This is a genomic window from Ekhidna sp., assembly GCF_040223195.1.
Lineage (GTDB): Bacteria > Bacteroidota > Bacteroidia > Cytophagales > Cyclobacteriaceae > Ekhidna.
The window spans coordinates 601,061-623,665 of the sequence record NZ_JAVKDX010000015.1 but is presented as its reverse complement, the minus strand read 5'-3'; the positions used below and the strand labels follow the sequence as shown (position 1 = coordinate 623,665).

Here is a 22,605-nt window from a genome sequence, read left to right as displayed (position 1 = left end):
ACGTATGATTGACCGCCTGAAAAATACCAGCCTCTTTTTCATTCCATACCTGTGTCTTTTTGGGCTATCCATGATTTTTTATTTCTATCAGAGCCATGGAGATTTTGTGCTCTGGCTGGGTGGCTTGCATAATCCGGTTTGGGATTTCTTTTTCAAGTACTGGACGTACACGGGCAGCACAGGATTTTTTGTTGTGATTGCAGTCTTACTGCTCGTGATAAAGCGAAGGTTTGGTTTGGTACTCTCCATGGTGGGGATCACCATACTTGTAGCCGATAAATTTTTCAAGCAGATGCTTTTTCCTGGTACACCCAGACCTTCAGTTTATTTTGAGAAAGAACTTTTAAACCTGGTTGATGGTGTGGAAATGCTAAGTACCAGCTCTTTTCCCTCCGGTCATTCGATGGGTGCTTTTGGCCTGGCCACTTTCCTAGCATTGATGCTGCAAAGCAATAATCTCTCACTGTTGCTGCTCGTAGGAGCCACTTTAACAGCCCTCTCAAGGATCTACCTCGCTCAGCATTTTTTGATTGACACCATGGCGGGCTCTTTGTGCGGGATCATCCTTGCCACATCCTTTTATATGATTTTTGAGAAATACCTCAACAAAGAATTGGCTTCTGAAAAGAAGACTCCTGATGAAGACCTGGCCGAAATGGATTTGAAGGATTAAGACTACTTAATTCCCGCCCCTTCTATGATTTGATCCACTACCTCCGGGTTGAGCAGCGTAGAAGTATCGCCCATATTGGAAATATCCTTGCTAGCTACTTTTCGCAAGATTCGACGCATGATTTTTCCTGACCTGGTTTTTGGTAATCCGGGTACGATCTGTACTTCATCCGGCGTGGCTATCGGCCCGATGATTTTTCGAACGGTATCTTTTATTTCCTTTTTCAGGTTTTCTTCGGTTCGGCCTTCCATGTCGCAGATCACATATGCGTAGATGCCCTGGCCTTTCACATCGTGAGGATAACCCACCACAGCAGATTCCACCACTTTCGGGTGCTCGTTGATGGCATTTTCTACCTCGGCTGTTCCCATGCGGTGGCCGGAAACGTTGATCACATCATCCACCCGTCCAAGGATTCGGAGGTAACCGTCATGGTCGCGTTTTGCTCCATCACCTGTAAAATACAAACCCTTGTACGTAGAGAAATAGGTCTGTCTGCATCGCTCATGATCACCATAGGTGGTGCGAAGCATGGCAGGCCATGGAAATTTCACACAGAGATTTCCTTCCACATTATTTCCATGAAGTTCTTTACCGTCGGCATCTACAATCACAGGCTGAATGCCGGGGAGAGGAAGTGAGGCGTGTGCGGGTTTGTTCGGAGTAATACCTGCAAGTGCCGAGATCATGATTCCACCTGTTTCTGTTTGCCACCAGGTATCTACCAATGGGCATTTCCCTTTACCGATATGATCATGGTACCAGTGCCATGCTTCTTCGTTGATTGGCTCACCTACCGACCCTATTACTTTCAAGGATTCCAGCGAGTATGGTTCCAATGGCTCCAGGCCAAAAGCCTGCAATGCACGGATCGCAGTGGGAGCGGTGTAGAATTGATTCACTTTGTATTTATCTACAACCTCCCAGAACCTTCCGGCATTTGGATAAGTAGGCACACCTTCAAACATCAGGGTGGTTGCCCCGGCAAGCAGAGGCCCATAGACGATGTATGAGTGACCAGTGATCCAGCCTACATCGGCAGTACACCAGTAAACATCCCCCTGGGAATATTGGAACACATTTATAAAAGAGTAATAGGTGTAAACCATGTAACCGCCGCAGGTATGGACTACCCCTTTTGGCTTGCCGGTAGAACCGGAAGTATAGAGGATGAAGAGCATATCTTCAGAATCCATCTCTACCGCCTTGAAATCTGTGGATTGACCTTCAATGGCGTCATGCCACCAGATGTCTCTTCCGGCTTTCATAGTCACTTCATCTCCGGTTCGCTTGTACACTATGACCTTTTCTACAGAAGAGGTTTTCTCCAATGCCTCATCCACCACTTCTTTTACCGGGATTTGCTTGCTGCCTCTGAAGTTCCCGTCGGAAGTCAATACCATTTTTGCCTGGCAATCTTCGATCCGGTCAGCAAGGGAGGAGGAGGAGAATCCTGCAAACACCACGGAGTGAACCGCCCCTACTCTGGCGCAGGCCAGCATGGCCACTACCGCTTCCACTACCATCGGCATGTAGATAATGACACGATCACCTTTTTTTATGCCATTGGCTACCAGGGCATTGGAAAACTGGCAGGTCATCTCATAAAGCTCCCGATAGCTGATTATTTTGTGCTCATCTCCGGGTTCATTGGGCTCCCAGATGATCGCGGGATCGTCCCCTTTGGTGAAGAGGTGTCTGTCCAGGATGTTCTCCGTGATATTCAGTTTGCCATTCAAAAACCATTTGATATCCGGTCCTTCAAAGTTCCATTCCAGTGCCTTGGTCCATGGCTTTTTCCAGTGAAAGGAATCTGCGATTCTGGACCAGAACTCTTCGGGCTGAAGCACGCTCTTCTGATATTCGTGAATGTATCCTGATAGTGTTTGTATTTTATGACTCATAGTCCCCAATTGTACCTAAAAGGTAAGGAACCTATTTGTAGATTAAAACGAGAACGAAAATTTCCGCTTATCAGAATAAAGCAGTCAGCTTCATTGCTGCGCTTTTATCTCCTTCAATCTTCAACTTTCCTGTCATGAAGGCCATCATCACGTTCAGATCACCAGAAAGGATTTTGTTGAAATTGTCCGCTGACATTTTAATAGAGAAGGGTGCGTCTCTTTCTTCATTGACCACCACAGTCGGGGAAACAGTATCATCCAGATGGACTATGCCCTCATCAAAGATGAAATTGGCCTTGCCTTGAAATTGTCCGCTGTGTTTATCTGCGAGTTTCTGAATTTTTCCTGTGATTTCCTCTAAAGTCATTATTGTAAAGTTTTTGGTTGAAAAGTTACTTCAAATAGTTTTGGCCACCATTTTCCGGTGACGTAAATACGACCCGTTTCAGGATCCTGCGCAATGCCATTCAGGACATCTGCACTTTGATATTCTTCCTCAGTGAGTATACCTGCAAAGTCAATTTTTTGTAGCACCTCACCTGTTTCCGGGTCAATTACCACAATGAAATCCTCTTGATAGACATTAGCATAGATGAGACCGTCGATGACTTCAAGTTCATTCAGGGCATCCACTTTCCCCTTGTGATCATATGCTTCAATTTCACGCTGAATGGTAAAGCTTTTTGGCTCCACAAAATACAGTTTTTCCGTCTCGTCTGTGAGTACCAGCTCATTTCCCAAAGTGGCCAGGCCCCATCCCTGAACCTGATAGTTAAACGTCCTGACTTGCTCCATCTCTGCATTGTAGACAAACCCCTGACCGGAAGTCCATGTGAGTTGGTAAAACTCCTCATTGATTAGCGCCAGCCCCTCGCCAAAAAGATTGGAAGCAAGATTTATGACCTTCAATGTTTCGCCAGTTGTCAGATTTTTCTTTTTAAACGTTGATTTTCCCCTTTGTCCGGTGCTTTCATAAAGAAATCCATCTTTGATGATAAGCCCCTGGGTGTAATCCTCTGTATCGTGTGGATAGGTATTTTTGATAGTATATGTCAACTCTTCGGGCCCATTTTCCGGAAGGATGATGATATTTCTGTAATGCGTCTCGGAGTTTTCTCCATCATACACTTTGATCAAAAGTCTCCATGTGCCCACCTTTCTGGTAGGGATTTCTACTTTGAAGGAAGATGAATTGAAGGTGGTCGTCACATCTCCAACCGAAACCTGAACAGAATCCACTGAGAAGTCCTCCTCGGAAGACACTTCTATATCTATCATTGCACCTCTCACGTATGACTGGTTCTGGGTAGGGCTGGAAATACTGGTGGCTTTCCGTATCCGTGGGGATGTATTTTTCTGAGATTCTTCCTTCCCATCGCCACATCCGGCCAAAATAAGAAGAAACAGTAATGCATAGCTAAGTCGAATCATAGCCTAAAATTAGCAAGAATGCTTCCTATTTGAATTAATGATCCGGGGAATCTGTCTTAGGACTTCCTCCTGCTGATCGCATCAGTATAGGCACGGTCAATCCCTGGTACAGTACTGAGCATACCACTACAATGTATGTCATGGTGACTATAACATCTTTGCCCTGAAAATCAGTCAGCGAAAGTGAAAGTGCAATTGGTAATCCACCTCTCATTGCTCCCCAGGTCAATACCGAGATGGTGTTGGGGGCGAAATGATTTTTGACAGACATCATCTTGATAGGGATGAAAACGCTGGTCCACCTCCCAAAAAGAACAATACAGATGGCAAAGAAACCTGCGGCAATAAAATCTAACCTTAGATCAAGTATGAGCATTTCCAGCCCAATAAGTACAAAGAGCATCGCACTGAAAGTCTCTTCCAGCAGCTTCCAAAACTTAAAAACATAATCCCCCGTTGCGCTGGACACATGCATACTCTTCCCTTCGTTACCTACTACCAGACCCATAACGACAGCCGCCTGCTTTGCCGAGACGTGAATGAAATCAGCAAGCTGCGAACCTACCAGTACCAATGCCAGTGTGATCAAAACTTCTACCTCAACCGCGTCATTATCTACATATTTCAAAAGGCGATAGCCAATGTAGCCAAGCAAAAGGCCAATGAAAATTCCGCCTCCGATATCAGCAATCACGATATAGGCTGTTTCGAAAGCCGTAAGTGTATGATCTTCACCCGCATGGGCGATATCCAGAAGGGTTAAAGCCAATACTACTGCAATCCCATCATTGAAAAGCGATTCACCAGCAATTTTGATTTCCAGTTCCTTTGAAAGGTTAAACCGCTTAATTGTAGCTGTGACAGCAATGGGGTCTGTAGGCGAAATGAGTGCCCCAAACACAAGACAGTACAAATAGTCTAAATGAATGCTCATGGCATCCAGCATGAAATAGACGCCAGTACCTACTACAAAAGTGGAAATGAGGACACCAACAATTGCAAGTACCAGCACCGAGCCCCTTTGGCTACTCAATTTTCTAAAATCAATGTTTAAAGCGCCTGAAAAGAGCATAAAGCTCAATACGATCTGGTAGAGTACTTCCTCAAACTCGTATTCCTTCACATGCTCTGCCAGGTGCAACTCCGGGAAAAACGAGCCCACCAGGTATACAATTACTGAAAGCACGAGTGCCATAATCATCAAACCAATGGACGATGGCAGCTTCAGGTAAAAGGTGTTTATGAAAATAAACGCTCCTGAAAGGAAGATAAATAAGGCGATAATGTCGAGAATACTCACTTCCGTGTAATTTAAAGGTGATTAAACACAATATTAATTTTAAAAATTAATAGTATAAACAATTCGTACAAGTCCGTGAGTGAAAGTGCTTAATCGCAGGAATTCACCATGCGATTGAACAGATAGTTTATAATTTGGTGCTTCTTTAAGCTCCGATCCTTGTTTAAGGGATCATTATGGTGGGTTATACCTTTATAAAAGGCTGATTTACAGGAACGAAGATAACTTTTTTTATATTTTCTCACAAAAAATGAGCATTGGTGAAATTCGCAATTAACAATAAGCTAAAAAGACTAAATGAAGATACCGAAAGAATTTTCACCTCACTTGTAGGGATTTCGGAGGAAAAACTTCAGGACCAAAGCTATGGATGGAGTATTGTTCAAGTCTTTGCTCACTTGAATGATGCAGAAACTGCTTCACTAAAGTATATGCAGAAGAAGGTGCAGGCAGGAGATAAAATGCAGAAAACGAGTGCTGGGAATGCTATTAGAATGTGGCTAACTAATCAAGCACTGAAAAGCTCATTGAAGTGGGGAGCACCCTCATATATCTCCAACCCACCAACGTACCGGCTTGATGAAATTAAATCGAAATGGGCGGAAACCAGAAAAGCTATTCAGCAGTTTGCAGATGAGTATCCTGAGCAATGGCTCAACCGGCTGGTCTACAAGCATCCGATGGGGGGCAGACAAAATCTGGAGCGTGCAGTTGATTCTTTCATATATCATCAGATTCATCATGTGCACCAAATCAATCGAATCAAAAAACAACTGGGACTTTAATGCTTCAAATACACGGATTGAAATATTCCTACGATGGACAGGCTGAGATCAGCTACCCGGACTGGGAAGTGGAAAAGGGAAATCACGCGCTGATTCTGGGAAACTCCGGATGTGGCAAAACCACTTTGCTGCATCTGATTGGTGGATTAATGCAACCTTCCGCCGGGCATCTGGAGATTGAGGGAGAGGATCTGGCAAAAAAGTCGAGCGCAAAACTGGACAAGTTTCGGGGGGAGAATATTGGCATTGTTTTTCAAAAGCCTCACCTGGTAAAATCGCTTACTGTCAGGGAAAACTTGTTGCTGGCTCAATATTTAGGTAAGAAAGAGCAGGGCTCAAAGCGAGTCAATGAAGTAATAGAGCATCTGGGGATCAGTGAGCTGGCTAATCGCAAAGTGCATCAAATCAGTCAGGGACAGGCGCAGCGAGTATCGATTGCCAGGGCGGTGGTGAACTCCCCAAAATTGCTGCTAGCCGATGAGCCGACTGCCAGTCTGGATGACGAAAATTGCATGAAAGTGATTGACCTACTTAGATCTCAAGCTGAAGAAACCGGGGCAACACTCATTGTGGCCACCCACGATCATCGCGTGAAAAGCGAATTTCAAAACCAGCTAAGCCTATGAACCTGTTTTCACTGAGCATTAAAAATGTGTTTGCCAAGCCACTGAGTTCATTGCTAAGTGTGCTGCTGTTTGGGTTTGGAGTGGCCATCATTGTAGCGATTTTGCTCACCAGCACCTTCCTGAAAAATGAGATCAACAAAAATGCACAGGGGATCGATTTGGTGGTTGGAGCCAAAGGAAGCCCGCTACAGATCATTCTGGCCAGTATTTTTCACATCGACTTCCCAACCGGAAACATCTCCCTTCAGGATGCAAACAATCTTACTCGAAACAGACTGGTGAAATCAGCCATTCCATTGTCTCTAGGCGACAGCTATCAGGGATATCGCATTGTGGGGACAACTCAGGACTATGCTGACCTTTATGAAGCGACACTTGCAGAAGGAGCATGGTTTGGTGGTGAGATGACTGCTACAGTCGGAGCAACCATCGCAAAAAACCTAGAAATCAAAGTAGGTGATAAGCTTGCCAGTGCGCATGGACTAGCTGAGGGAGCAAGTGGACATGAGGAGCATCCATTTACGGTGGTTGGCATAATGGAGCCAACCGGCTCGGTGATGGATCAGCTGATTCTGGTGTCGGTGCAAAGTGTGTGGGAGGTACATGCCGGGCATGAAGCGCACGATCACGAGGAAGGAGGTGATCATCATGATAGGATGCAACTGGAAAGGCTGAACCTGGAAGTGACCAAAGAGCAGCTGGAAAATGAAGACATTACCTCACTGCTCCTAACGTACCGTTCGCCCATGGCGGCTGTGCAGCTACCACGGATTGTGAATGGTACCAGCAACCTTCAAGCTGCTTCACCACCTTACGAAACTGCACGACTTTTCAACATCATTGGAGTGGGGGTAGATGTAGTGAATATGCTCGGGCTGGTGATCATTGTACTAAGTGCAACCAGTGTTTTCATTGCATTGATCAACTCACTGAAGGAGCGAAAGTATGAGCTGGCCATCATGCGATCGATGGGGGCAAGTCAGCTAAAAATCTTTTCTTTGATTCTCACAGAAGGAATTGTATTGACCATCATTGGAAGCTTTTTTGGATTCCTGATGGCCCATGTTGGCTTCATGGTTCTGACCGCTACAATGGAACAAATTCAATCGGATGGAATGTTTTTTGTGACGGATGAGTACTACGTGATGCTGGGAAGTTTGTCAGTCGGTATTTTTGCCTCCATCATTCCGGCATTTCTTGCGTATAAGTCAGATATTTCGGAAACGCTCTCAAAGGCATAATTATGAAGCAAATCACTTTTTCTTTTCTGGTTCTTTTCTCACTGATCTCCTGGGCACAATTTGATGATTCCAGTAAAAACTGGGAGACATTAGCCGATGTGAAGTATGAAAAATCCCAGGATGAATACGGTGAGATTTACGTACCTAAGTTTGGGGACGATGTGCAAAAAATGAACGGAAAGACGGTTTCACTTAAAGGGTTCATCATTCCTTTTGAGGGGATGTTTGAGCCAAAGCACATCATCATTTCTTCCCTGCCCATTGCTGCATGTTTTTTCTGTGGGGGAAGCGGACCGGAGACGGTAGCAGAGGCATACCTGAAAACGGAAGTGAAATATACCGCCAAGCCTGTGACCGTGATCGGACGGCTGGAGCTGAATGATACGGACTATGACCAACTGATGTATATCCTGAAAGACGCTGAAGTAAAAATCGATTAAAACCTTACCCCTTGAGGGGGCTAGGGGGTAAGGATGAATTATTTTTACTACATGAAAAATCTAACAACACTAATCACAATCATCCTTTTTGCGGCCTGTGGCCCTGGCAAAAAAGAAGAATTGCAAACCCTGAAAGACGAGGTGATGAGCATCCACGATGAGGTGATGCCTAAAATGGGGGAACTCAGAAATGTAAGAAAGCAATTGATGCTACAAGCGGACTCCCTGATGGAATCTGACTCTGTAAGAGCGGCTATACTTACCACTGCTGCTGATAACATTGGAGAGGCCAATGAAAGCATGATGCAGTGGATGAGAAACTTCGAACCGGAGTTTGAAGGCACGAATGAGGAAGTGATGCAATACCTGCAGGGACAAAAGGAGTCTATCCAGAAAGTAAAGGAAGATATGCTAGGGTCAGTAGCTAAAGGGAGAGAGGTTTTGGGAAATTAAATGCTTTGTTGGTGAAGATATTCAGGAGCTTTTTAATTGCTGTTTTCATTGGAAGTCTTCTTTGGTATTTCTTTAAAACCAAGAAGGAGTTAGAACTGGAAGTGGCTGGCTTGCAAGGAGGTACAGAATTAGTAGCTGAATTCAAATTGTTTGTAGATTCATTAGTTCGGGTAAATTCAGATTCTATAAGAATTTTGAAAAAGGAGAATTCTGAAACAATTAAACAGATCGAATCTCTTAGGAAAGTGAAATGAGACTTGCTAAAAACATTATAGTCATAATCATCATTTTCATTCTTTCCATGATGATTTTTTTAAACAGTGAAGAATTGAAATTTACTAGGCACAAAATCATTCAAATTGAGGAGGATTATGTCGAATTGAATGATAAAGCAGATTCGATTTACTTAGCTCAACAGGACTCTTTATCAAACCTAAGGTTCAAAAGGGATTCGCTGAAACAGGTTCTTGATAGTTTGAGTCAGTGACTTACTCCTCCTCACACTCTCCCAGCCACTTATCTACATCCTTCACGCCTATCAGTCCAGCTTCATTGCCCCAGGCATTTCCAATGAAAGTAAGTACTTCAGCGATCTCCAGATTGGTAATTGGATTACCAGGCATCATCTGGTTGTAGGTTACCCCATTCACCACGATCTCTTTGCTTTGCCCGTTTTTGATGATGCACGCTGCTCTTGGCAGGTTTTCCAGTAGATAGTCAGAGCTAGCCAATGGAGGATATAGTGAAGCCAGTCCTTTTCCATCCTGCTGGTGGCAGTTGGCACAGTAGGTCGCATAGATCTTTGCTCCTTCCACACGGTATTGCTGCAGGCGTATTTCATCACGGGAGGACATGCCTGAATCAGTACTTCCTTCTTTTTTCTCTCCTGATCCTCCGCATGCTATGGAAATGATCCCAAGGATTAGAACTAGTATCTTATTTCTCATTCGAATATTCTTTTAGCAGTCGCTCAATATCATTCATCATCACATCTACTTGCTCCGGCACAGTTCCATCGTATACGCCTCTGATTCGTCGCTCTTTGTCCACAAGCAGGAACGCTCCTGAGTGGATATAGCCTCCCGGTGCATCTTCGTCTTCATCGGCAATGGACATGTAGCTTTTTTCCGCCAGGTCATAAATGTAATCCTGATCTCCGGTCACAAACTTCCACTTGTCTGAGCTCACACCCAGTCGCTCAGAATAATCTTTCAAAAGTGCCACCGTATCATAGGTAGGGTCAATGGTGTGCGAGAGGATAGCCACCTCCGGATTGTCTTTGAATTTGTTATATACTCGCAGCATCTGAGCTTTCATCTTCGGACAGATGGTAGGGCAGGAAGTAAAGAAAAAGTCAGCAACGTAGACCTGACCGGCAAACGTCTCATTGGTAACTATGCTGCTATCCTGATCCACCAGCTGAAAATTCTGGATGGTGTGATAGATGGTGTCATTTTCTTCAAAAATGGTATTACCCAGATATGGCAGTTTCTCAGAGGAACTCTGCTGATCACAAGCGATCAGGATGATCAATGGAAGAAGGATTTTTTTCATTTCTTAGCTCGGATTCGTTTATACAGTTTCACTGCTATCATCAACACGATTGCAAAGCTAATAAGTCCCATCGTGCCCCATATCCAGCTCAGTTCATTTTTCAGTACAATCAGGAAAACTACTGCGAAAAGAATTAATGTAGCAGCCTCATTGAAGACCCTGAGTTGCATCGAAGAATACTTTGCTTTTCCTTTTTGCAGCTGCAGATATATGCCATGACATCCCAGGTGATAGAGGATTAGCAAAACCACAAACCCCAACTTCACATGCATGAAAGGCATCTTGAGCCAGGCCGGTTGGCTGATCAAAAGGGAGGTTCCTAGTATAACGGTGATTGCCGCGGATGGCCAGGTAATGATATACCAAAGCTTTTTGCTCATCTCTGCCATCTGATTGGAAAGAATAGTTCGATCTGGTTCTGGTTTTTCCAGCGCCTCAGTGTGGTAGATGAATAGCCGAACGATGTAAAACAGCCCTGCAAACCAGGTTACGACGAAGATGATGTGAAGAGCTTTGAGATATAAATAATCCATTCGGGAGCTTTTTAGTTATAATTGTTGTTAACCCGTGGTTGTTGCAAATTTGCTTCAAATCCCTTTATCAAAAGATTATGAGCGCCGAAAGAAATCTATGGTATTTTGAGGATACGGACCTGTTTGAGGTTTTGTGCCCAAAGAAGACTCCATACATGGAGGATAAGCACGTCCCGGGGGTATACAAGAAAGATGATTTCATCTACTTCAAAGACCAGTCTTCAGAGAATATCTACATGGTTTCCAATGGCAGGGTGAAGATTGGAACGTATGCACCTGACGGAAAGGAGATCGTAAAAGCAATCCTTACCCGTGGGGAGATCTTTGGTGAGATGGCGCTGGCAGGGGAGGAAAAAAGGCAAGACTTTGCCCAGGCGATGGACAATGATACCCGCGTGTGCGCCATGACGATTGAAGACCTGCAAAACCTGATGCTGGATAATAAGGAGCTGAGCTTCAAAATCCTGAAAATTGTAGGTTTCCGCTTACGCAAAATGGAGCGAAAGATCGAGTCACTGGTTTTTAAAGATGCCCGTACCCGTATTGTGGAGTTTTTGAGAGAAATGGCAGAAGAAAAAGGCCAGAAAGTGGGCTTTGAGATGATGATCAAAAACCATCTGACACACAAGGATATCGCTTCGCTCACAGGCACCTCCCGTCAGACCGTGACCACTGTTATGAACGAACTTAGGGAGAAGAACCTGATCACCTTCGATCGACGAAGAATCCTGATCCGGGATTTGGAAAAATTGGCCTAGTTTTTGGATATTATATAGCCCAACTGTATTCCCTTAAGGAGAATGCTTTCTATTTATCGTTCCTCTAACGCCTCGATGCAGTGCTCGTTTTCTTCCGGTCTACCCACAGAGATACGGATGCAGTGCTCCAGTGGAGGCATAAGCGGGCGCACGAGCACACCCTGCTTCATCAAGCCGTCGAAGATGCGCATGACTTCTTCTTTGTTTTTCCAGACGGTCATCACAAAATTGCCATAGGAGGGTACGTAGCTGATGCCGAGCCGATCTAATTCCTTGTAGAAGTATTTCAGCCCTTTGGTGTTGTTGTCGATGGTTTTTTTCAGGAACTCCTTATCGTTGAGCGCACCTATACCTGCTGCTTGCGCCAGTGCGGTAGGCTCAAAAGTGAGCTTGGCCTTCATCATGGAGGCGATGATCTTTTCATGACCTACAGCAAAGCCCAATCGCACACCTGCTATGCCATACGCCTTGCTGAAGGTGCGCAGCGTGAGCAGGTTGGGGTAGTCCATCTCCAGCGAATTGGGGAAGTCGGGGTGGAGTGCCTCGGAGTATTCGAAGTAGGCCTCATCCACGATCACGAGGATATGATCGGGCACATGCTGCATGAAGCTCTCCAGCTCCGCACCGGAGATCATGGTGCCGGTGGGATTGTTGATGTTGGCAAGGTAGATCACCTTGGTGTTACGGTTGATCCTGCTTTTGATAGCTTCCAGGTCGAACCCGTAGTTTTCGGTCATGGGCATGGAAACGCACCGCACATTGTTGATCCGGGCCCAGTTGTAGATGATGACAAAGCCTCCCTCAGAGGTGAGGAACTCGTCTTCACCGGAGCAGAGCGCGCGGATGGCGAGCATGAGCACAGATTCTGAGCCATTGCCCATGATGATCTGCTCCTGCTTCTTGTTGAATTTTTTTGCGAGGTGGCTTCTGAGATCTACGCTGAGTGGGTCAGGGTAGTAGTTGATAGACTCATAGGCCTTGATCACGGCTTCCTTAGATTTTGGGGAGTAGCCGAGCGTGTTTTCGTTGTTCCACAGGATGGCTACTTTGTCCCAGCCGTATTCTTCCTGCAATTGGGGGATGGTCTTGCCGGGCTGGTAGCTTTTGATGGCGGCTATGTTATCGGGTATTTGGATGTTCATGTAAAAGTCTCTAGTTGCTAGTCACAAGTTTCAAGTTTTCAACCCACTTCCCATTCCTCACTTTTTCTGAAGACCACTCCTTTAAACAGTCCTACAAGTTCATTGTTTCGTGTAACGCGCACAATATACTGGCCCAGGCTTTTGGAGATGCTTTCTTTCTCTGCGGTGGCAATAAGTTCGTCTCCATCGAATACAGGTTTGATGTGGTTGATAGATGTTTCAATGGAAACTGCTTTTTGTCCGTGAGAGTTCGACGCAAATGCAAAAGCGGAATCTGCCAATGAAAACGAGATGCCTCCATGAGTGACACGGTGGCCGTTAAGCATTTCTTCCCGTACGGTCATTTTGATCTTGGCATAGCCTTCCCGCACGTCGAGCACTTCTACTCCGAGCCACTGACTGAAGGAGTCGTTGGCCATCATTTCGGCGACTATTTTTTCGGGTTTGGTTTGCATTTTCAATTCGGATGAGATTCTTCGCTGCGCTCAGAATGACATGCTAAATATAATTCGTTCGTGTCATGCTGACGAAGGAAGCATCTTTAATGTTGTCTGCTTCGAGGGCCTCAGCATGACAACAAGGGAGTGTCACCCTGAGTTTATCGAAGGGCTAATAAAACGTTTTACCCTCCGCTTTAATTCTTCTCAGCAACGGACTGCATCGGTACCGGTCTTCGCGGTATTCGTCGTACAGTGCGTCCATTTTCTCCACGCACCAGTCGATCCCTTTTTCATCGGCCCACTTCAGCAAACCTTTCGGATAGTTTACGCCCTTAGTCATGGCGGTATCAATGTCTTCTTTGCTTGCAATATTCAGGAACAGTGCATCTGCAGCTTCATTGATGAGCATAGCAAGCGTGCGATCCAGAATAGCCTGTCCGAGTTTTGAGTCTTTAGTTGGCTCAGGCTTCTCAGCTCCTTCAGTATAGCTGTAGTAGCCTCGTCCTGACTTTCTGCCCAGAAAGCCCGCTTCAGCCATGCGCTTCTGTGTGAAGGATGGTCTATATCGTGGATCGTAGAAAAACGACGCAAAAACCGTTTCGGTCACAGTGTAGTTGATGTCGTTTCCGATAAAGTCCATCAGCTCGAATGGCCCCATGCGGAAGCCACCCAGCTCTTTCATGGCCCAGTCAATGGTGGCAAAGTCCGCGACACCTTCCTCGTACATGCGAAGCGACTCACCATAGAATGGTCGGGCCACCCGGTTTACGATGAAGCCCGGTGTGTCTTTTGCCAGCACAGTCAGTTTCTTCCAGCTGTCAACCCAGTCTTTGGCTTGCTTGGTCGTTTCTTCGGCCGTCTGCACCGCGGGGATGATTTCTACCAAAGGCATCAATGGAGCAGGATTGAAAAAGTGAATGCCCACAAATCGTGAAGGATCTTTCAAAGCCGATCCGATGGAAGCCAGCGAAAGTGAAGAAGTGTTGGAAGCGATGATGGTGTCCTCCCGCACAATTTCTTCTACCGCTTTAAATACCTTTTGCTTGATCTCCAGGTTCTCAACAATCGCTTCGATGACCAGATCAGAGTTTTCGAAGTACTGCTGGTCTTCGGTGAAGTCGATCCTTCCGAGGATCTTATCAGCGGTGGCCTGATCGATCTTTACTTTTTCCACCAGCCGGTCCATCACCTTCACCAGGCTGGCAGAGGATTTTTCGAGTATATCGCTATTGGTATCATTTACGATCACGTCCCATCCTGCGGTGGCGGCTACCTGCGCTATGCCGGTACCCATAGTTCCGGCTCCTATCACACTTAATTTTGGCATTACTCTCCTTTAAAATTCGGTTTTCGTTTCTCGATGAAGGCCTGTACGCCTTCCTTATAATCATACGTTTCGGTGGCTTTGAACTGCCACTCTTTTTCCAGCTCCAGCTGCTGGTCCAGATTGTTGGTAAAGGACTGATTCAGCAAATGCTTGGTGTATGCCAGTCCTTTCGTTGGCATATTGGCCAGTGTCTGCGCGATTTTTTCGGCTTCTTCTGCAAAAGAATCGTCGCTGAATACCTTGTAGATCATGCCCATCTTTTCAGCATCTGTTGCGGATACTTTGTCCCCCAGCATCATCAGGGCAGAAGCTTTTCCAAACCCGATGATTCTAGGCAGTGTGAATGTCCCACCACTGTCCGGCACCAATCCGATTTTGCTGAAGGCCTGGATGAAGGATGATGATTCGGTAGCTACACAAACGTCGCAAGCTAGAGCGATATTGGCACCTGCGCCAGCGGCCACTCCATTGACTGCTGCTATGATTGGCTTTTCGATGGTGCGAATCCTGCGAATGATCGGGTTGTAATGCTCGTCCACAATCTGTTCGATTTCGAGTCCATTGTCGGCGATGGCCTCCTGCAGGTCTTGTCCGGCACAGAAGGCTTTTCCGTTTCCGGTGAGCATGATGGCCCGAATGGAGTCGTCTTTGGCAAATTCATCCAGTGCCTGTTGCACAGCCATAGCCAGCTCTTTATTGAAGCTGTTGAAGACCTCCGGACGGTTGAAGGTGAGGATGCCGAGTTTGTCTTTCTTGGTTACTTGAAGGGTGTCTGACATGTGGTTAATGTTTGGATTGGCGAAGTTAAGAGATTCCTTACATTCGTTCGGAATGACAAGGAGGGTTATTCGTAGTGTGTCCACATGCGGAGGACTTTTACGATTTTTTCTTCATCAAGCACCTGATAAACCAGTCGGTGCTGAATATTTATCCTTCTGGAAACAGCTCCGCTCAGGTCGCCAACCAGTCGCTCAAAGGGAGGGTACTCCTGGTAGGGATTTTCTTCAAGGATTTTGAGCAACTCCATGACCTTAGGTTTGAGGCCGGAGGATGCGACTTTCTTTGCGTCTTTCTGGGCCTGTTTGGTGTAGACAAGTTTGTACTTCACCAGTCGAGCTTATCAGAAGTTTCTTCAACAGGTGTTTTCATTCCTTCAATGATAGATTCGGCCATACCCGGAATCGAATGAAGATGAAGTGTTTCCTGAATTGCTCGCCAGTCTTCTTCACCTATTAAAACTGCATTACCGTTTTTGCCATAGACATGTACGGGCTCATGGGTTTGAGCAGTTTCTTCTACCACCTTGTAGATGTTTTTACGTAAATCGGTAATTGTGTAGGATTTCATAATTGTAAATGTACGTATTAACGTACGTTTGTAAAAATGATTATCAACAAAGAAGGCTTACAGCTTGTGCCTTGCCCCTTGAAGCTCAATGACATTTAAAATAATCAAAGGGCTCCAGGCAGTCTTTGCATTTGAAAAGGGACTTGCAGGCCGTGGAGCCAAACTCGCTGACAAGCTCGGTGTTTTTGGAGCCGCACTGCGGGCATTGTATGTTTTCCGGTGCAGTGGGGTTAGGGGGAGCGATCCCATATTCTTTGAGTTGCTGCTTGCCTTTTTCTGTCATCCAGTCAGTCGTCCAGGCGGGGGAGAGAACGGTCGTAATCTTGAAATGGTCAATGCCTTCTTTTTTCAAGGCGTTATGAATGTTCTTTTCAATCTCCAGCATGGCAGGACAGCCAGAGTAGGTGGGGGTTATAATTACTTCCACAAAATCATTCGTGATCAACACATCACGGATAATGCCCAAATCTCGCACCGAGATGACCGGGATTTCAGGATCGGTGACGGATTCTAGGATTTGGTAAATCGCTGACTGGTTGATTAGTTGATTTGTATCATTTTTATCTACTCCCATCTACTAATTAACTATTTTCCTATTCAACTAATTCACTAAATCACCACTCCTGACCCGGATATGCTCTTTGCAGGAACTGTAGATCTGAAAGGATGTACCCTAAATGCTCAGTATGGGTGCCATCCTTTCCACCTTCATGGGTGTAAGTGCTTTGCGGGAAATCTAATGTGGCTTCCATCAGCACTTCTCGTATCTGTGCATCACGCTTTTCTTTTAGAGCAGCCAGATCTACACCATAGCCATCTTCCAATGCTTTTTGCTCGGTAGCATTCGGCTTGGTGAGTTCACCGGCATACGACCATAGTTCTTCGATTGCTGCCTTCATTCGGCTGTGGCTTTCTTCTGTGCCGTCACCGAGGCGGATAACCCAGTCGCCGCTCCATCTTACATGATATAGTGCTTCTTTATGAGATTTAGCGGCGATAGCCGCCAGCTGCTCGTCGTTGCTGTTCATCAACATTTCGTAGAAGTTGACACTGAAAGTGTCGTGCAGAAACTGTCGAAAGATTGTTTGTGCAAAGTCGCCATTTGGCTGCTCGACAAGCAGAACATTTCGGTAGTCCCACGCATCACGGAAAGCAACGATCTCGTCTTCTGATTTGCCTTCGCCCTGAATTTCAGCTGCATATTGGTACCACATGCGGGCCTGACCGATGAGATCCAGGCTGATATTGGTCATGGCAATATCCTGTTCCAGTACGGGTCCGTGTCCGCACCATTCAGCAAGACGCTGACCCAGGATGAGACAATTGTCGGCGTGTTGGATGACGTAATTATATCGGTTTTGGTCTTTCATAATTTATAGGTTGTCATTTCGAACACAGGGAGAAATCCCATCTCTTACAGGAGATTTCTCAGTCGTACCTCCTTCGAAATGACGGAGAATCACATATGTTTTACTTCGTCCGGCAAATCGTAGAATGTTGGGTGTCGGTACACCTTATCTTTTGCTGGTTCATACAACGGGTCCGAATCATCCGGATCGGAAGCAGTGATGTATTCGGATTTCACCACCCAGATACTAACGCCTTCGTTCCTGCGGGTGTACACGTCACGAGCATTCTGGATTGCCATTTCCTCATCCGCAGCGTGCAAACTACCCACATGTTTGTGATTGAGTCCAGCTTTACTCCTGATGAAAATTTCCCAAAGTGGCCAATTTTTCATTTTTCTAAATATTTAGTCACCCTGAACTCGTTTCAGGGTCTTTTTTCAGTAAGTGTAGATGCTGAACCAAGTTCAGCATGACGTAAAAATCAGGCTGCTGCCTGCTTTTTCTTTGCTTTCTTTTCCGCGTATGCTGCCGCAGCATCTCGCACCCACTCACCATTTTCATAGGCTTTTCTTCGGGCATCAATTCGCTGCTTGTTGCATGGACCATTCCCCTTGATAACATTGAAAAACTCTTCCCAATTGATTTCACCGAAATCATAATGGCCTCTCTCTTCATTCCATTTCAAATCAGGGTCAGGAATTGTGATGCCCAATAAATCAGCTTGTGGCTTGGTTACGTCCACGAACTTCTGCCGAAGCTCATCATTGGTGAATCGCTTGATTCCCCATCGCATGGATTGTTCGGTATGAGTAGAAGCCTCATCGGTTGGACCAAACATCATCAATGCAGGCCACCACCATCTATTAAGTGCATCCTGTGCCATTTTCTTTTGTTCGTCCGAGCCTTTGCAAAGTGTGAGCATGATCTCAAAACCCTGTCGCTGGTGGAAAGACTCTTCTTTACATACCCTAACCATAGCTCTGGCATATGGACCATAGGATGCACGGCAAAGTGGAACCTGATTCATAATGGCTGCACCATCTACCAGCCAACCGATTGCACCCATATCTGCCCAGGTGAGGGTAGGATAGTTGAAGATAGAAGAATATTTTGCTTTGCCGGAGTGTAGATCTTGAAGTAACTGGTCTCGCTCCACACCCAGAGTTTCACATGCGCTATACAGGTATAATCCGTGCCCGGCTTCATCCTGCACTTTGGCCAAAGCAGCAGCTTTTCTTCTCAATGTGGGTGCTCGAGTAATCCAGTTGGCTTCCGGAAGCATTCCCACGATCTCTGAGTGAGCGTGCTGTGAAATCTGTCGGATCAATGTCTTTCGATAATTCTCCGGCATCCAGTCTTTTGGCTCGATTCGGATGTCCTTATCAATCTTCTCGTTAAACCGATCTTCTAAACTTTTTATATCCATGCCTTAAAGTTAATTAGTTAAATAGATAACCGGTTGATTAGCAGATTGGTTTGGAGAAATTGTGAATCTGCAGATCACTCCGTTTATCGGACTCCTACACGTCAAAATTCAGCTTCACTTTTTTTGTTTTCGGATAAGACTGGCAGCTGAGCACTAATCCTCTTTCCAGCTCGTCAGGCTCCAGGGCATAGTTCACGTCCATTTCCACTTCACCTTCTTCCAATTTGCATACACAAGTAGAGCAAACGCCACCTTTGCATGCATAAGGAAGATCGGCACCATTGTCGAAGGCCACATCCAAAATGGATTTGTCTGAATCGTATGGGAATGTCAGGCTTATTCCATCGAGAACAATGGTGATTTCTGCGGTGGCTTTGTCGTGTTTTATTTCTTTTCCTTTCGATCGCAGCTTGCCCACCGGCGAAGTGAAGAGCTCCAGGTGAATACGCTCATCCGGCACACCCAGGTTTTTCAGTTCACTCTGAACGGACAGCATCATCTCCTCAGGACCACAGGTGAAATAGTGATCCACCGATTCAGGATCAAAAAAAAGACGGGCAAAGGACCGGATTTTTTCCTCGTCGATTCGTCCGTTGAAAAGATCAGACTCCTGTCGTTCCTTGCTCAGGATATGGTACAGGCTGAAGCGTCCCATGTAGCGATTTTTCAAAGCTTCAAGTTCCTCCTGAAAGATGATGGTTCCTGTTTTTCTGTTGCCGTAGAAAAGGGTGAATTCACTTTCGGGCTCAGTACGCAGGGTAGTTTCAATGATCGAGATAATCGGAGTGATGCCGCTACCACTGGCGAATGCCACATATGAATTGGAATTTTCGGAATTTAACGGAACGTAGAAACTTCCGTGCGGAGGCATAACTTCAATCTCATCACCAACTTTTAGCACATCATTGGCCCAGGTGGAAAACTTACCACCCTCCAGTTTTTTAATAGCCACGGTCAGCCGCTCATCGATGGGGCAGGAGCAAATGGAGTAGGATCTTCGGGTGCCCTCTCCGTCAATGTCCTTTTTGAGGGTCAGGTGCTGTCCCTGGATGAAGCTAAACTCTTCTTGTAAATACTCAGGGATTTCAAAAGTAACAGCCACTGCCTCTTCGGTGGGTCGGGAAAGTTCTGCTACTCTTAGGGTGTGAAATTTTGCCATGATCAAATTTTGGGTGAGGCAAAACTAACCATCTCGATGGTTTTTTTTAGTTAGCCTCCAGCCCAAGCTTCTCCCTGATTTTTGTCACCTTCTCTTCGGCAGTCTCTTCCAGCGGGTGGCTGAAGAGGTAGTACTTATCGCCGTTATTTAGTTTGATGTATGCCTGATATTCGTGGTTGGTGACGATGTTTTGTCGATTGGAAAGCGAATACATGGTCTGCTTTGTCTTCACCTTATTGATGAAAATCTTTTCAATTGATCCATATGAGATGACTTTCCCCAACTTATGCCCCATGGTCCAGATGCCATCAAAAAGGGTTTTCTTCTCTTCGTTTATGATGATCACATTAAAGGAAAACCAGAGGAGCGGAAGGAAGGACGCTATGGCGATGGCGATGAAAATGGACCAGGGTTCCGGTAGGGTATCCATCAGTTTGATGGTGATGAATACTACGAACAATACACCTACAAGTCGGATGGGTAAGTTTACTGTTCTACCTTTGTTTATTCGAACGATCCTCATGGATGATCGAAAGTACCAAACTATTTGAGAACTTCCGAGTTTTCACCAATATGAAAGAAATTCCCCTCTTTCCACTCAATATTGTCGCTTTTCCGGGTGAGGCGGTGAACCTGCACATCTTCGAGCCACGATATAAAGCCCTGGTAAATGATTGCCTGAATCAGCAGCAAACTTTTGGAATTCCCTCTTTCGTGCTGGGCAAAATTGAGCTTGGGACAGAAGTGAAAATTGTGGAGGTGACCAAGAAATATGAGGATGGGCGGATGGACATCAAGACAGAGGCGATGGGGGTTTTTGAGGTAAAGGACTTCTGGAATCCGTGGGGTGAGCATGAATATGCCGGTGGAAGGGTCAGCTTTCTGAAAGGTGAAGAAGCGCGCGCGGATGCCAGCCTTCTATATCAATTTAAGGAAATGTCTTCACGGTTGTTCGGGTGGCTGGGGGAGGTAAATGTTCCGGATGTATCCACAATTTCTTCCGTTTATGATATAGGGCACAAGATTGGTTTGAAGCCAGAAGAGGAATACCGCCTGCTGGCAATCAGAGATGAGAATGAGCGGCTGAGGTATGCCATCAGGCACCTTCAGAATTTGATTCCGGCGCTGGAAAGAGCACAGAGCGCTCAGGAGCGTATCCGGCAAAATGGGCACTTCAAGCATCTGGACCCATTGAAGTTTTAATGTTCTGCTTACTTGAATCCCAATTATTGGGTAATTTCCCATCATGATCGAAATCAGTGGTTTTGGGGTTGTTTTATTGTTTCTGATTGGAGGAATCGCCTTTTTGATGGTGACACTTTTGGTTGGGAAAATTTTGCGCCCATCTCGTCCCACAGCTGAAAAGCAAACAACGTATGAGTCTGGTGAGGAACCATCGGGTACTGCCTGGGGCCAGTTCAATGTCCGGTTTTACATTGTGGCATTGATCTTTCTGTTGTTCGAGGCGGAACTGGTGTTTTTGTTTCCCTGGGCTACCGTATTTGGGGATGAACAGTTGATGGCTGAAACACACGGCTTGTGGGGAAAATTTTCTATGGTGGAGACATTCATTTTTGTGGGAATTCTTTTGGTGGGACTTGCGTATGTATGGGCTAAGGGCATGCTGGAATGGGTGAGACCAAAACCAAAAGCTACGGAGTTCATTTCTAAAATTCCGACCAAAGCATACGAAAGGTATCAATGAGTGAGACAAAAGACATACAACCTCTGAATGGGCTAAAGACCGGGGAAGGGGGCATCATCATCTCAAAATTGGATGACCTATTGAACTGGGCCCGACTGAGCAGTTTGTGGCCGGTAGGTTTTGGGCTGGCCTGCTGTGCAATTGAATTCATGTCTACCGCCTCTTCTGCCTACGATCTGGATCGATTTGGGATCATCCCGAGAAATTCCCCCCGACAGGCTGACGTAATGATCGTTTCTGGCACGGTCACCTTTAAGATGGCTGATCGGGTGAAGCGACTATATGAGCAGATGGCCGAACCAAAATATGTGATATCGATGGGGTCGTGTGCCAACTGTGGAGGTCCATACTGGGAGCATGGTTACCATGTGTTGAAAGGCGTGGATCGGGTGATACCGGTGGATGTCTATGTACCGGGGTGTCCACCTCGGCCGGAAGCGTTGATTGGTGGATTTTTGAAGTTGCAGGAAAAAATCCGGACTGAATCGGTACTTCGACCGAAGGCATTGGAAAAATTGATGGAAAAAGATGCAGTTTGAGGAGATAAAAAAGCTAATCGAACAGGAATTACCAAGTGCAGTTATTGGTGAGGATTTGGAATCTACTCCAAAAGCTTTGCTAATTCATCCCTCTGAGATCAAAGAAGTATGCACCTTCATCCATGCCCATGAGAAAACCTACTTTGATTCACTTTCCTGCCTGACCGTCCTGGACAATGGGGAGGAAAAGAATACAATGGAGGTGATTTACAATCTGTATAGTATTCCATACGACCTGCATTTAGCATTAAAGGTAGAATTGGATCGAAATAAGCCAGAGATTGAATCAGTTACTGCCATTTGGAGGGCTGCAGACTGGCACGAACGGGAAGCTTATGATTTACTGGGCATTCAATTCAATAATCACCCGGACCCCCGAAGAATATTGCTCCCTGATGACTGGGTAGGCCATCCGCTGAGAAAGGATTATGTGGAACAGGAAACCTACCATGAGGTTAAAGTAAAGTATTGAT

Annotated in this window: 31 protein-coding genes; 12 read left to right on the top strand and 19 right to left on the bottom strand. The window is 45.7% G+C overall.

Going from position 1 to position 22,605, the window contains the following annotated elements:
• Positions 1 to 4 precede the first annotated feature (4 nt).
• Positions 5 to 673, top strand: coding sequence for a phosphatase PAP2 family protein (locus RLN88_RS10325; RefSeq protein WP_350221318.1), 669 nt, complete (start codon positions 5 to 7; stop codon positions 671 to 673).
• 2 nt (positions 674 to 675) lie between these two features.
• Here the strand turns inward: RLN88_RS10325 and acs are convergent, their stop codons facing one another.
• From acs to RLN88_RS10305, 4 genes are all read right to left on the bottom strand, one after another.
• Complete coding sequence (acs, locus tag RLN88_RS10320; RefSeq protein ID WP_350221317.1) at positions 676 to 2,577, bottom strand: acetate--CoA ligase; 1,902 nt, start codon at positions 2,575 to 2,577, stop codon at positions 676 to 678.
• A gap of 70 nt (positions 2,578 to 2,647) precedes the next feature.
• Positions 2,648 to 2,944, bottom strand: a complete 297-nt coding sequence (locus tag RLN88_RS10315) for an SCP2 sterol-binding domain-containing protein (protein ID WP_350221316.1) — start codon at positions 2,942 to 2,944, stop codon at positions 2,648 to 2,650.
• Positions 2,944 to 4,008 (bottom strand): glutaminyl-peptide cyclotransferase, encoded by a 1,065-nt coding sequence (locus tag RLN88_RS10310; protein ID WP_350221315.1) that lies wholly within the window; start codon positions 4,006 to 4,008, stop codon positions 2,944 to 2,946. Before RLN88_RS10310 ends, RLN88_RS10315 begins: the two co-directional genes overlap by 1 nt.
• A gap of 34 nt (positions 4,009 to 4,042) precedes the next feature.
• Complete coding sequence (locus RLN88_RS10305; RefSeq protein ID WP_350221314.1) at positions 4,043 to 5,308, bottom strand: cation:proton antiporter; 1,266 nt, start codon at positions 5,306 to 5,308, stop codon at positions 4,043 to 4,045.
• A gap of 260 nt (positions 5,309 to 5,568) precedes the next feature.
• Here RLN88_RS10305 and RLN88_RS10300 point away from each other — a divergent pair, with 260 nt between their 5' ends.
• From RLN88_RS10300 to RLN88_RS10275, 6 genes are read left to right on the top strand one after another with little or no spacing between them, the layout of a single operon-like run.
• Positions 5,569 to 6,093 (top strand): DinB family protein, encoded by a 525-nt coding sequence (locus RLN88_RS10300; protein ID WP_350221313.1) that lies wholly within the window; start codon positions 5,569 to 5,571, stop codon positions 6,091 to 6,093.
• The gene (locus RLN88_RS10295; RefSeq protein ID WP_350221312.1) at positions 6,093 to 6,719 is read left to right on the top strand and encodes an ABC transporter ATP-binding protein; all 627 of its coding nucleotides are present in this window, start codon (positions 6,093 to 6,095) and stop codon (positions 6,717 to 6,719) included. Before RLN88_RS10300 ends, RLN88_RS10295 begins: the two co-directional genes overlap by 1 nt.
• Complete coding sequence (locus RLN88_RS10290; protein ID WP_350221311.1) at positions 6,716 to 7,960, top strand: ABC transporter permease; 1,245 nt, start codon at positions 6,716 to 6,718, stop codon at positions 7,958 to 7,960. Before RLN88_RS10295 ends, RLN88_RS10290 begins: the two co-directional genes overlap by 4 nt.
• Positions 7,961 to 7,962: 2 nt before the next feature.
• The gene (locus tag RLN88_RS10285) at positions 7,963 to 8,400 is read left to right on the top strand and encodes a hypothetical protein (RefSeq protein WP_350221310.1); all 438 of its coding nucleotides are present in this window, start codon (positions 7,963 to 7,965) and stop codon (positions 8,398 to 8,400) included.
• 51 nt (positions 8,401 to 8,451) lie between these two features.
• Entirely contained in the window at positions 8,452 to 8,853 is a 402-nt protein-coding gene (locus tag RLN88_RS10280) for a hypothetical protein (protein ID WP_350221309.1), read from the top strand.
• Positions 8,854 to 8,864: 11 nt separating this feature from the next.
• The gene (locus RLN88_RS10275; protein ID WP_350221308.1) at positions 8,865 to 9,107 is read left to right on the top strand and encodes a hypothetical protein; all 243 of its coding nucleotides are present in this window, start codon (positions 8,865 to 8,867) and stop codon (positions 9,105 to 9,107) included.
• Positions 9,108 to 9,341: 234 nt separating this feature from the next.
• On the opposite strand, the gene RLN88_RS10270 is transcribed toward RLN88_RS10275, so the two are convergent.
• From RLN88_RS10270 to RLN88_RS10260, 3 genes are read right to left on the bottom strand one after another with little or no spacing between them, the layout of a single operon-like run.
• Positions 9,342 to 9,800, bottom strand: coding sequence for a c-type cytochrome (locus tag RLN88_RS10270; protein ID WP_350221307.1), 459 nt, complete (start codon positions 9,798 to 9,800; stop codon positions 9,342 to 9,344).
• The gene (locus RLN88_RS10265) at positions 9,790 to 10,407 is read right to left on the bottom strand and encodes an SCO family protein (protein WP_350221306.1); all 618 of its coding nucleotides are present in this window, start codon (positions 10,405 to 10,407) and stop codon (positions 9,790 to 9,792) included. Before RLN88_RS10265 ends, RLN88_RS10270 begins: the two co-directional genes overlap by 11 nt.
• Entirely contained in the window at positions 10,404 to 10,940 is a 537-nt protein-coding gene (locus RLN88_RS10260) for a CopD family protein (RefSeq protein ID WP_350221305.1), read from the bottom strand. Before RLN88_RS10260 ends, RLN88_RS10265 begins: the two co-directional genes overlap by 4 nt.
• Before the next feature lie 77 nt (positions 10,941 to 11,017).
• On the opposite strand from RLN88_RS10260, the gene RLN88_RS10255 reads away from it, so the two are divergent.
• Complete coding sequence (locus tag RLN88_RS10255) at positions 11,018 to 11,698, top strand: Crp/Fnr family transcriptional regulator (RefSeq protein WP_350221304.1); 681 nt, start codon at positions 11,018 to 11,020, stop codon at positions 11,696 to 11,698.
• 53 nt (positions 11,699 to 11,751) lie between these two features.
• Here RLN88_RS10255 and hisC read toward each other — a convergent pair whose 3' ends face one another.
• The 12 genes from hisC to RLN88_RS10195 all read right to left on the bottom strand — a co-directional run bounded on the left by hisC (position 11,752) and on the right by RLN88_RS10195 (position 20,411).
• Positions 11,752 to 12,840, bottom strand: coding sequence for a histidinol-phosphate transaminase (gene hisC, locus RLN88_RS10250; RefSeq protein WP_350221303.1), 1,089 nt, complete (start codon positions 12,838 to 12,840; stop codon positions 11,752 to 11,754).
• Between the two features lie 38 nt (positions 12,841 to 12,878).
• Entirely contained in the window at positions 12,879 to 13,295 is a 417-nt protein-coding gene (locus tag RLN88_RS10245) for a hotdog fold thioesterase (RefSeq protein WP_350221302.1), read from the bottom strand.
• A gap of 154 nt (positions 13,296 to 13,449) precedes the next feature.
• Positions 13,450 to 14,607, bottom strand: coding sequence for a 3-hydroxyacyl-CoA dehydrogenase NAD-binding domain-containing protein (locus RLN88_RS10240; protein WP_350221301.1), 1,158 nt, complete (start codon positions 14,605 to 14,607; stop codon positions 13,450 to 13,452).
• Entirely contained in the window at positions 14,607 to 15,386 is a 780-nt protein-coding gene (locus tag RLN88_RS10235; RefSeq protein WP_350221300.1) for an enoyl-CoA hydratase-related protein, read from the bottom strand. Before RLN88_RS10235 ends, RLN88_RS10240 begins: the two co-directional genes overlap by 1 nt.
• Positions 15,387 to 15,451: 65 nt before the next feature.
• A complete protein-coding gene (locus RLN88_RS10230; RefSeq protein WP_350221299.1) occupies positions 15,452 to 15,715 on the bottom strand; it encodes a Txe/YoeB family addiction module toxin in 264 nt (87 codons plus the stop codon).
• Positions 15,712 to 15,954, bottom strand: a complete 243-nt coding sequence (locus tag RLN88_RS10225; protein WP_350221298.1) for a type II toxin-antitoxin system Phd/YefM family antitoxin — start codon at positions 15,952 to 15,954, stop codon at positions 15,712 to 15,714. Before RLN88_RS10225 ends, RLN88_RS10230 begins: the two co-directional genes overlap by 4 nt.
• 85 nt (positions 15,955 to 16,039) lie before the next feature.
• On the bottom strand, positions 16,040 to 16,528 hold the full coding sequence (paaD, locus tag RLN88_RS10220; RefSeq protein ID WP_350221297.1) for a 1,2-phenylacetyl-CoA epoxidase subunit PaaD: 489 nt from the start codon (positions 16,526 to 16,528) through the stop codon (positions 16,040 to 16,042).
• 40 nt (positions 16,529 to 16,568) lie between these two features.
• A complete protein-coding gene (paaC, locus tag RLN88_RS10215; protein WP_350221296.1) occupies positions 16,569 to 17,324 on the bottom strand; it encodes a 1,2-phenylacetyl-CoA epoxidase subunit PaaC in 756 nt (251 codons plus the stop codon).
• Positions 17,325 to 17,413: 89 nt separating this feature from the next.
• The gene (gene paaB / locus RLN88_RS10210) at positions 17,414 to 17,695 is read right to left on the bottom strand and encodes a 1,2-phenylacetyl-CoA epoxidase subunit PaaB (protein ID WP_350221295.1); all 282 of its coding nucleotides are present in this window, start codon (positions 17,693 to 17,695) and stop codon (positions 17,414 to 17,416) included.
• An 89-nt stretch (positions 17,696 to 17,784) separates the two neighbouring features.
• Positions 17,785 to 18,729: a 1,2-phenylacetyl-CoA epoxidase subunit PaaA gene (gene paaA / locus RLN88_RS10205; protein ID WP_350221294.1), complete on the bottom strand. Its 945-nt coding sequence runs from the start codon at positions 18,727 to 18,729 to the stop codon at positions 17,785 to 17,787.
• 94 nt (positions 18,730 to 18,823) lie between these two features.
• Positions 18,824 to 19,888, bottom strand: coding sequence for a 1,2-phenylacetyl-CoA epoxidase subunit PaaE (gene paaE / locus RLN88_RS10200; protein ID WP_350221293.1), 1,065 nt, complete (start codon positions 19,886 to 19,888; stop codon positions 18,824 to 18,826).
• Between the two features lie 46 nt (positions 19,889 to 19,934).
• The gene (locus RLN88_RS10195) at positions 19,935 to 20,411 is read right to left on the bottom strand and encodes a hypothetical protein (RefSeq protein ID WP_350221292.1); all 477 of its coding nucleotides are present in this window, start codon (positions 20,409 to 20,411) and stop codon (positions 19,935 to 19,937) included.
• A 50-nt stretch (positions 20,412 to 20,461) separates the two neighbouring features.
• Here RLN88_RS10195 and RLN88_RS10190 point away from each other — a divergent pair, with 50 nt between their 5' ends.
• Genes RLN88_RS10190 through RLN88_RS10175 form a run of 4 tightly spaced genes read left to right on the top strand, consistent with a single transcriptional unit; the run spans position 20,462 to position 22,604 of the window.
• On the top strand, positions 20,462 to 21,091 hold the full coding sequence (locus RLN88_RS10190; protein WP_350221291.1) for an LON peptidase substrate-binding domain-containing protein: 630 nt from the start codon (positions 20,462 to 20,464) through the stop codon (positions 21,089 to 21,091).
• 43 nt (positions 21,092 to 21,134) lie between these two features.
• Positions 21,135 to 21,593 (top strand): NADH-quinone oxidoreductase subunit A, encoded by a 459-nt coding sequence (locus RLN88_RS10185; protein WP_350221290.1) that lies wholly within the window; start codon positions 21,135 to 21,137, stop codon positions 21,591 to 21,593.
• Complete coding sequence (locus tag RLN88_RS10180; protein ID WP_350221289.1) at positions 21,590 to 22,132, top strand: NADH-quinone oxidoreductase subunit B; 543 nt, start codon at positions 21,590 to 21,592, stop codon at positions 22,130 to 22,132. Before RLN88_RS10185 ends, RLN88_RS10180 begins: the two co-directional genes overlap by 4 nt.
• Entirely contained in the window at positions 22,122 to 22,604 is a 483-nt protein-coding gene (locus RLN88_RS10175) for an NADH-quinone oxidoreductase subunit C (protein ID WP_350221288.1), read from the top strand. Before RLN88_RS10180 ends, RLN88_RS10175 begins: the two co-directional genes overlap by 11 nt.
• The last annotated feature ends 1 nt before the right edge of the window (position 22,605 follow it).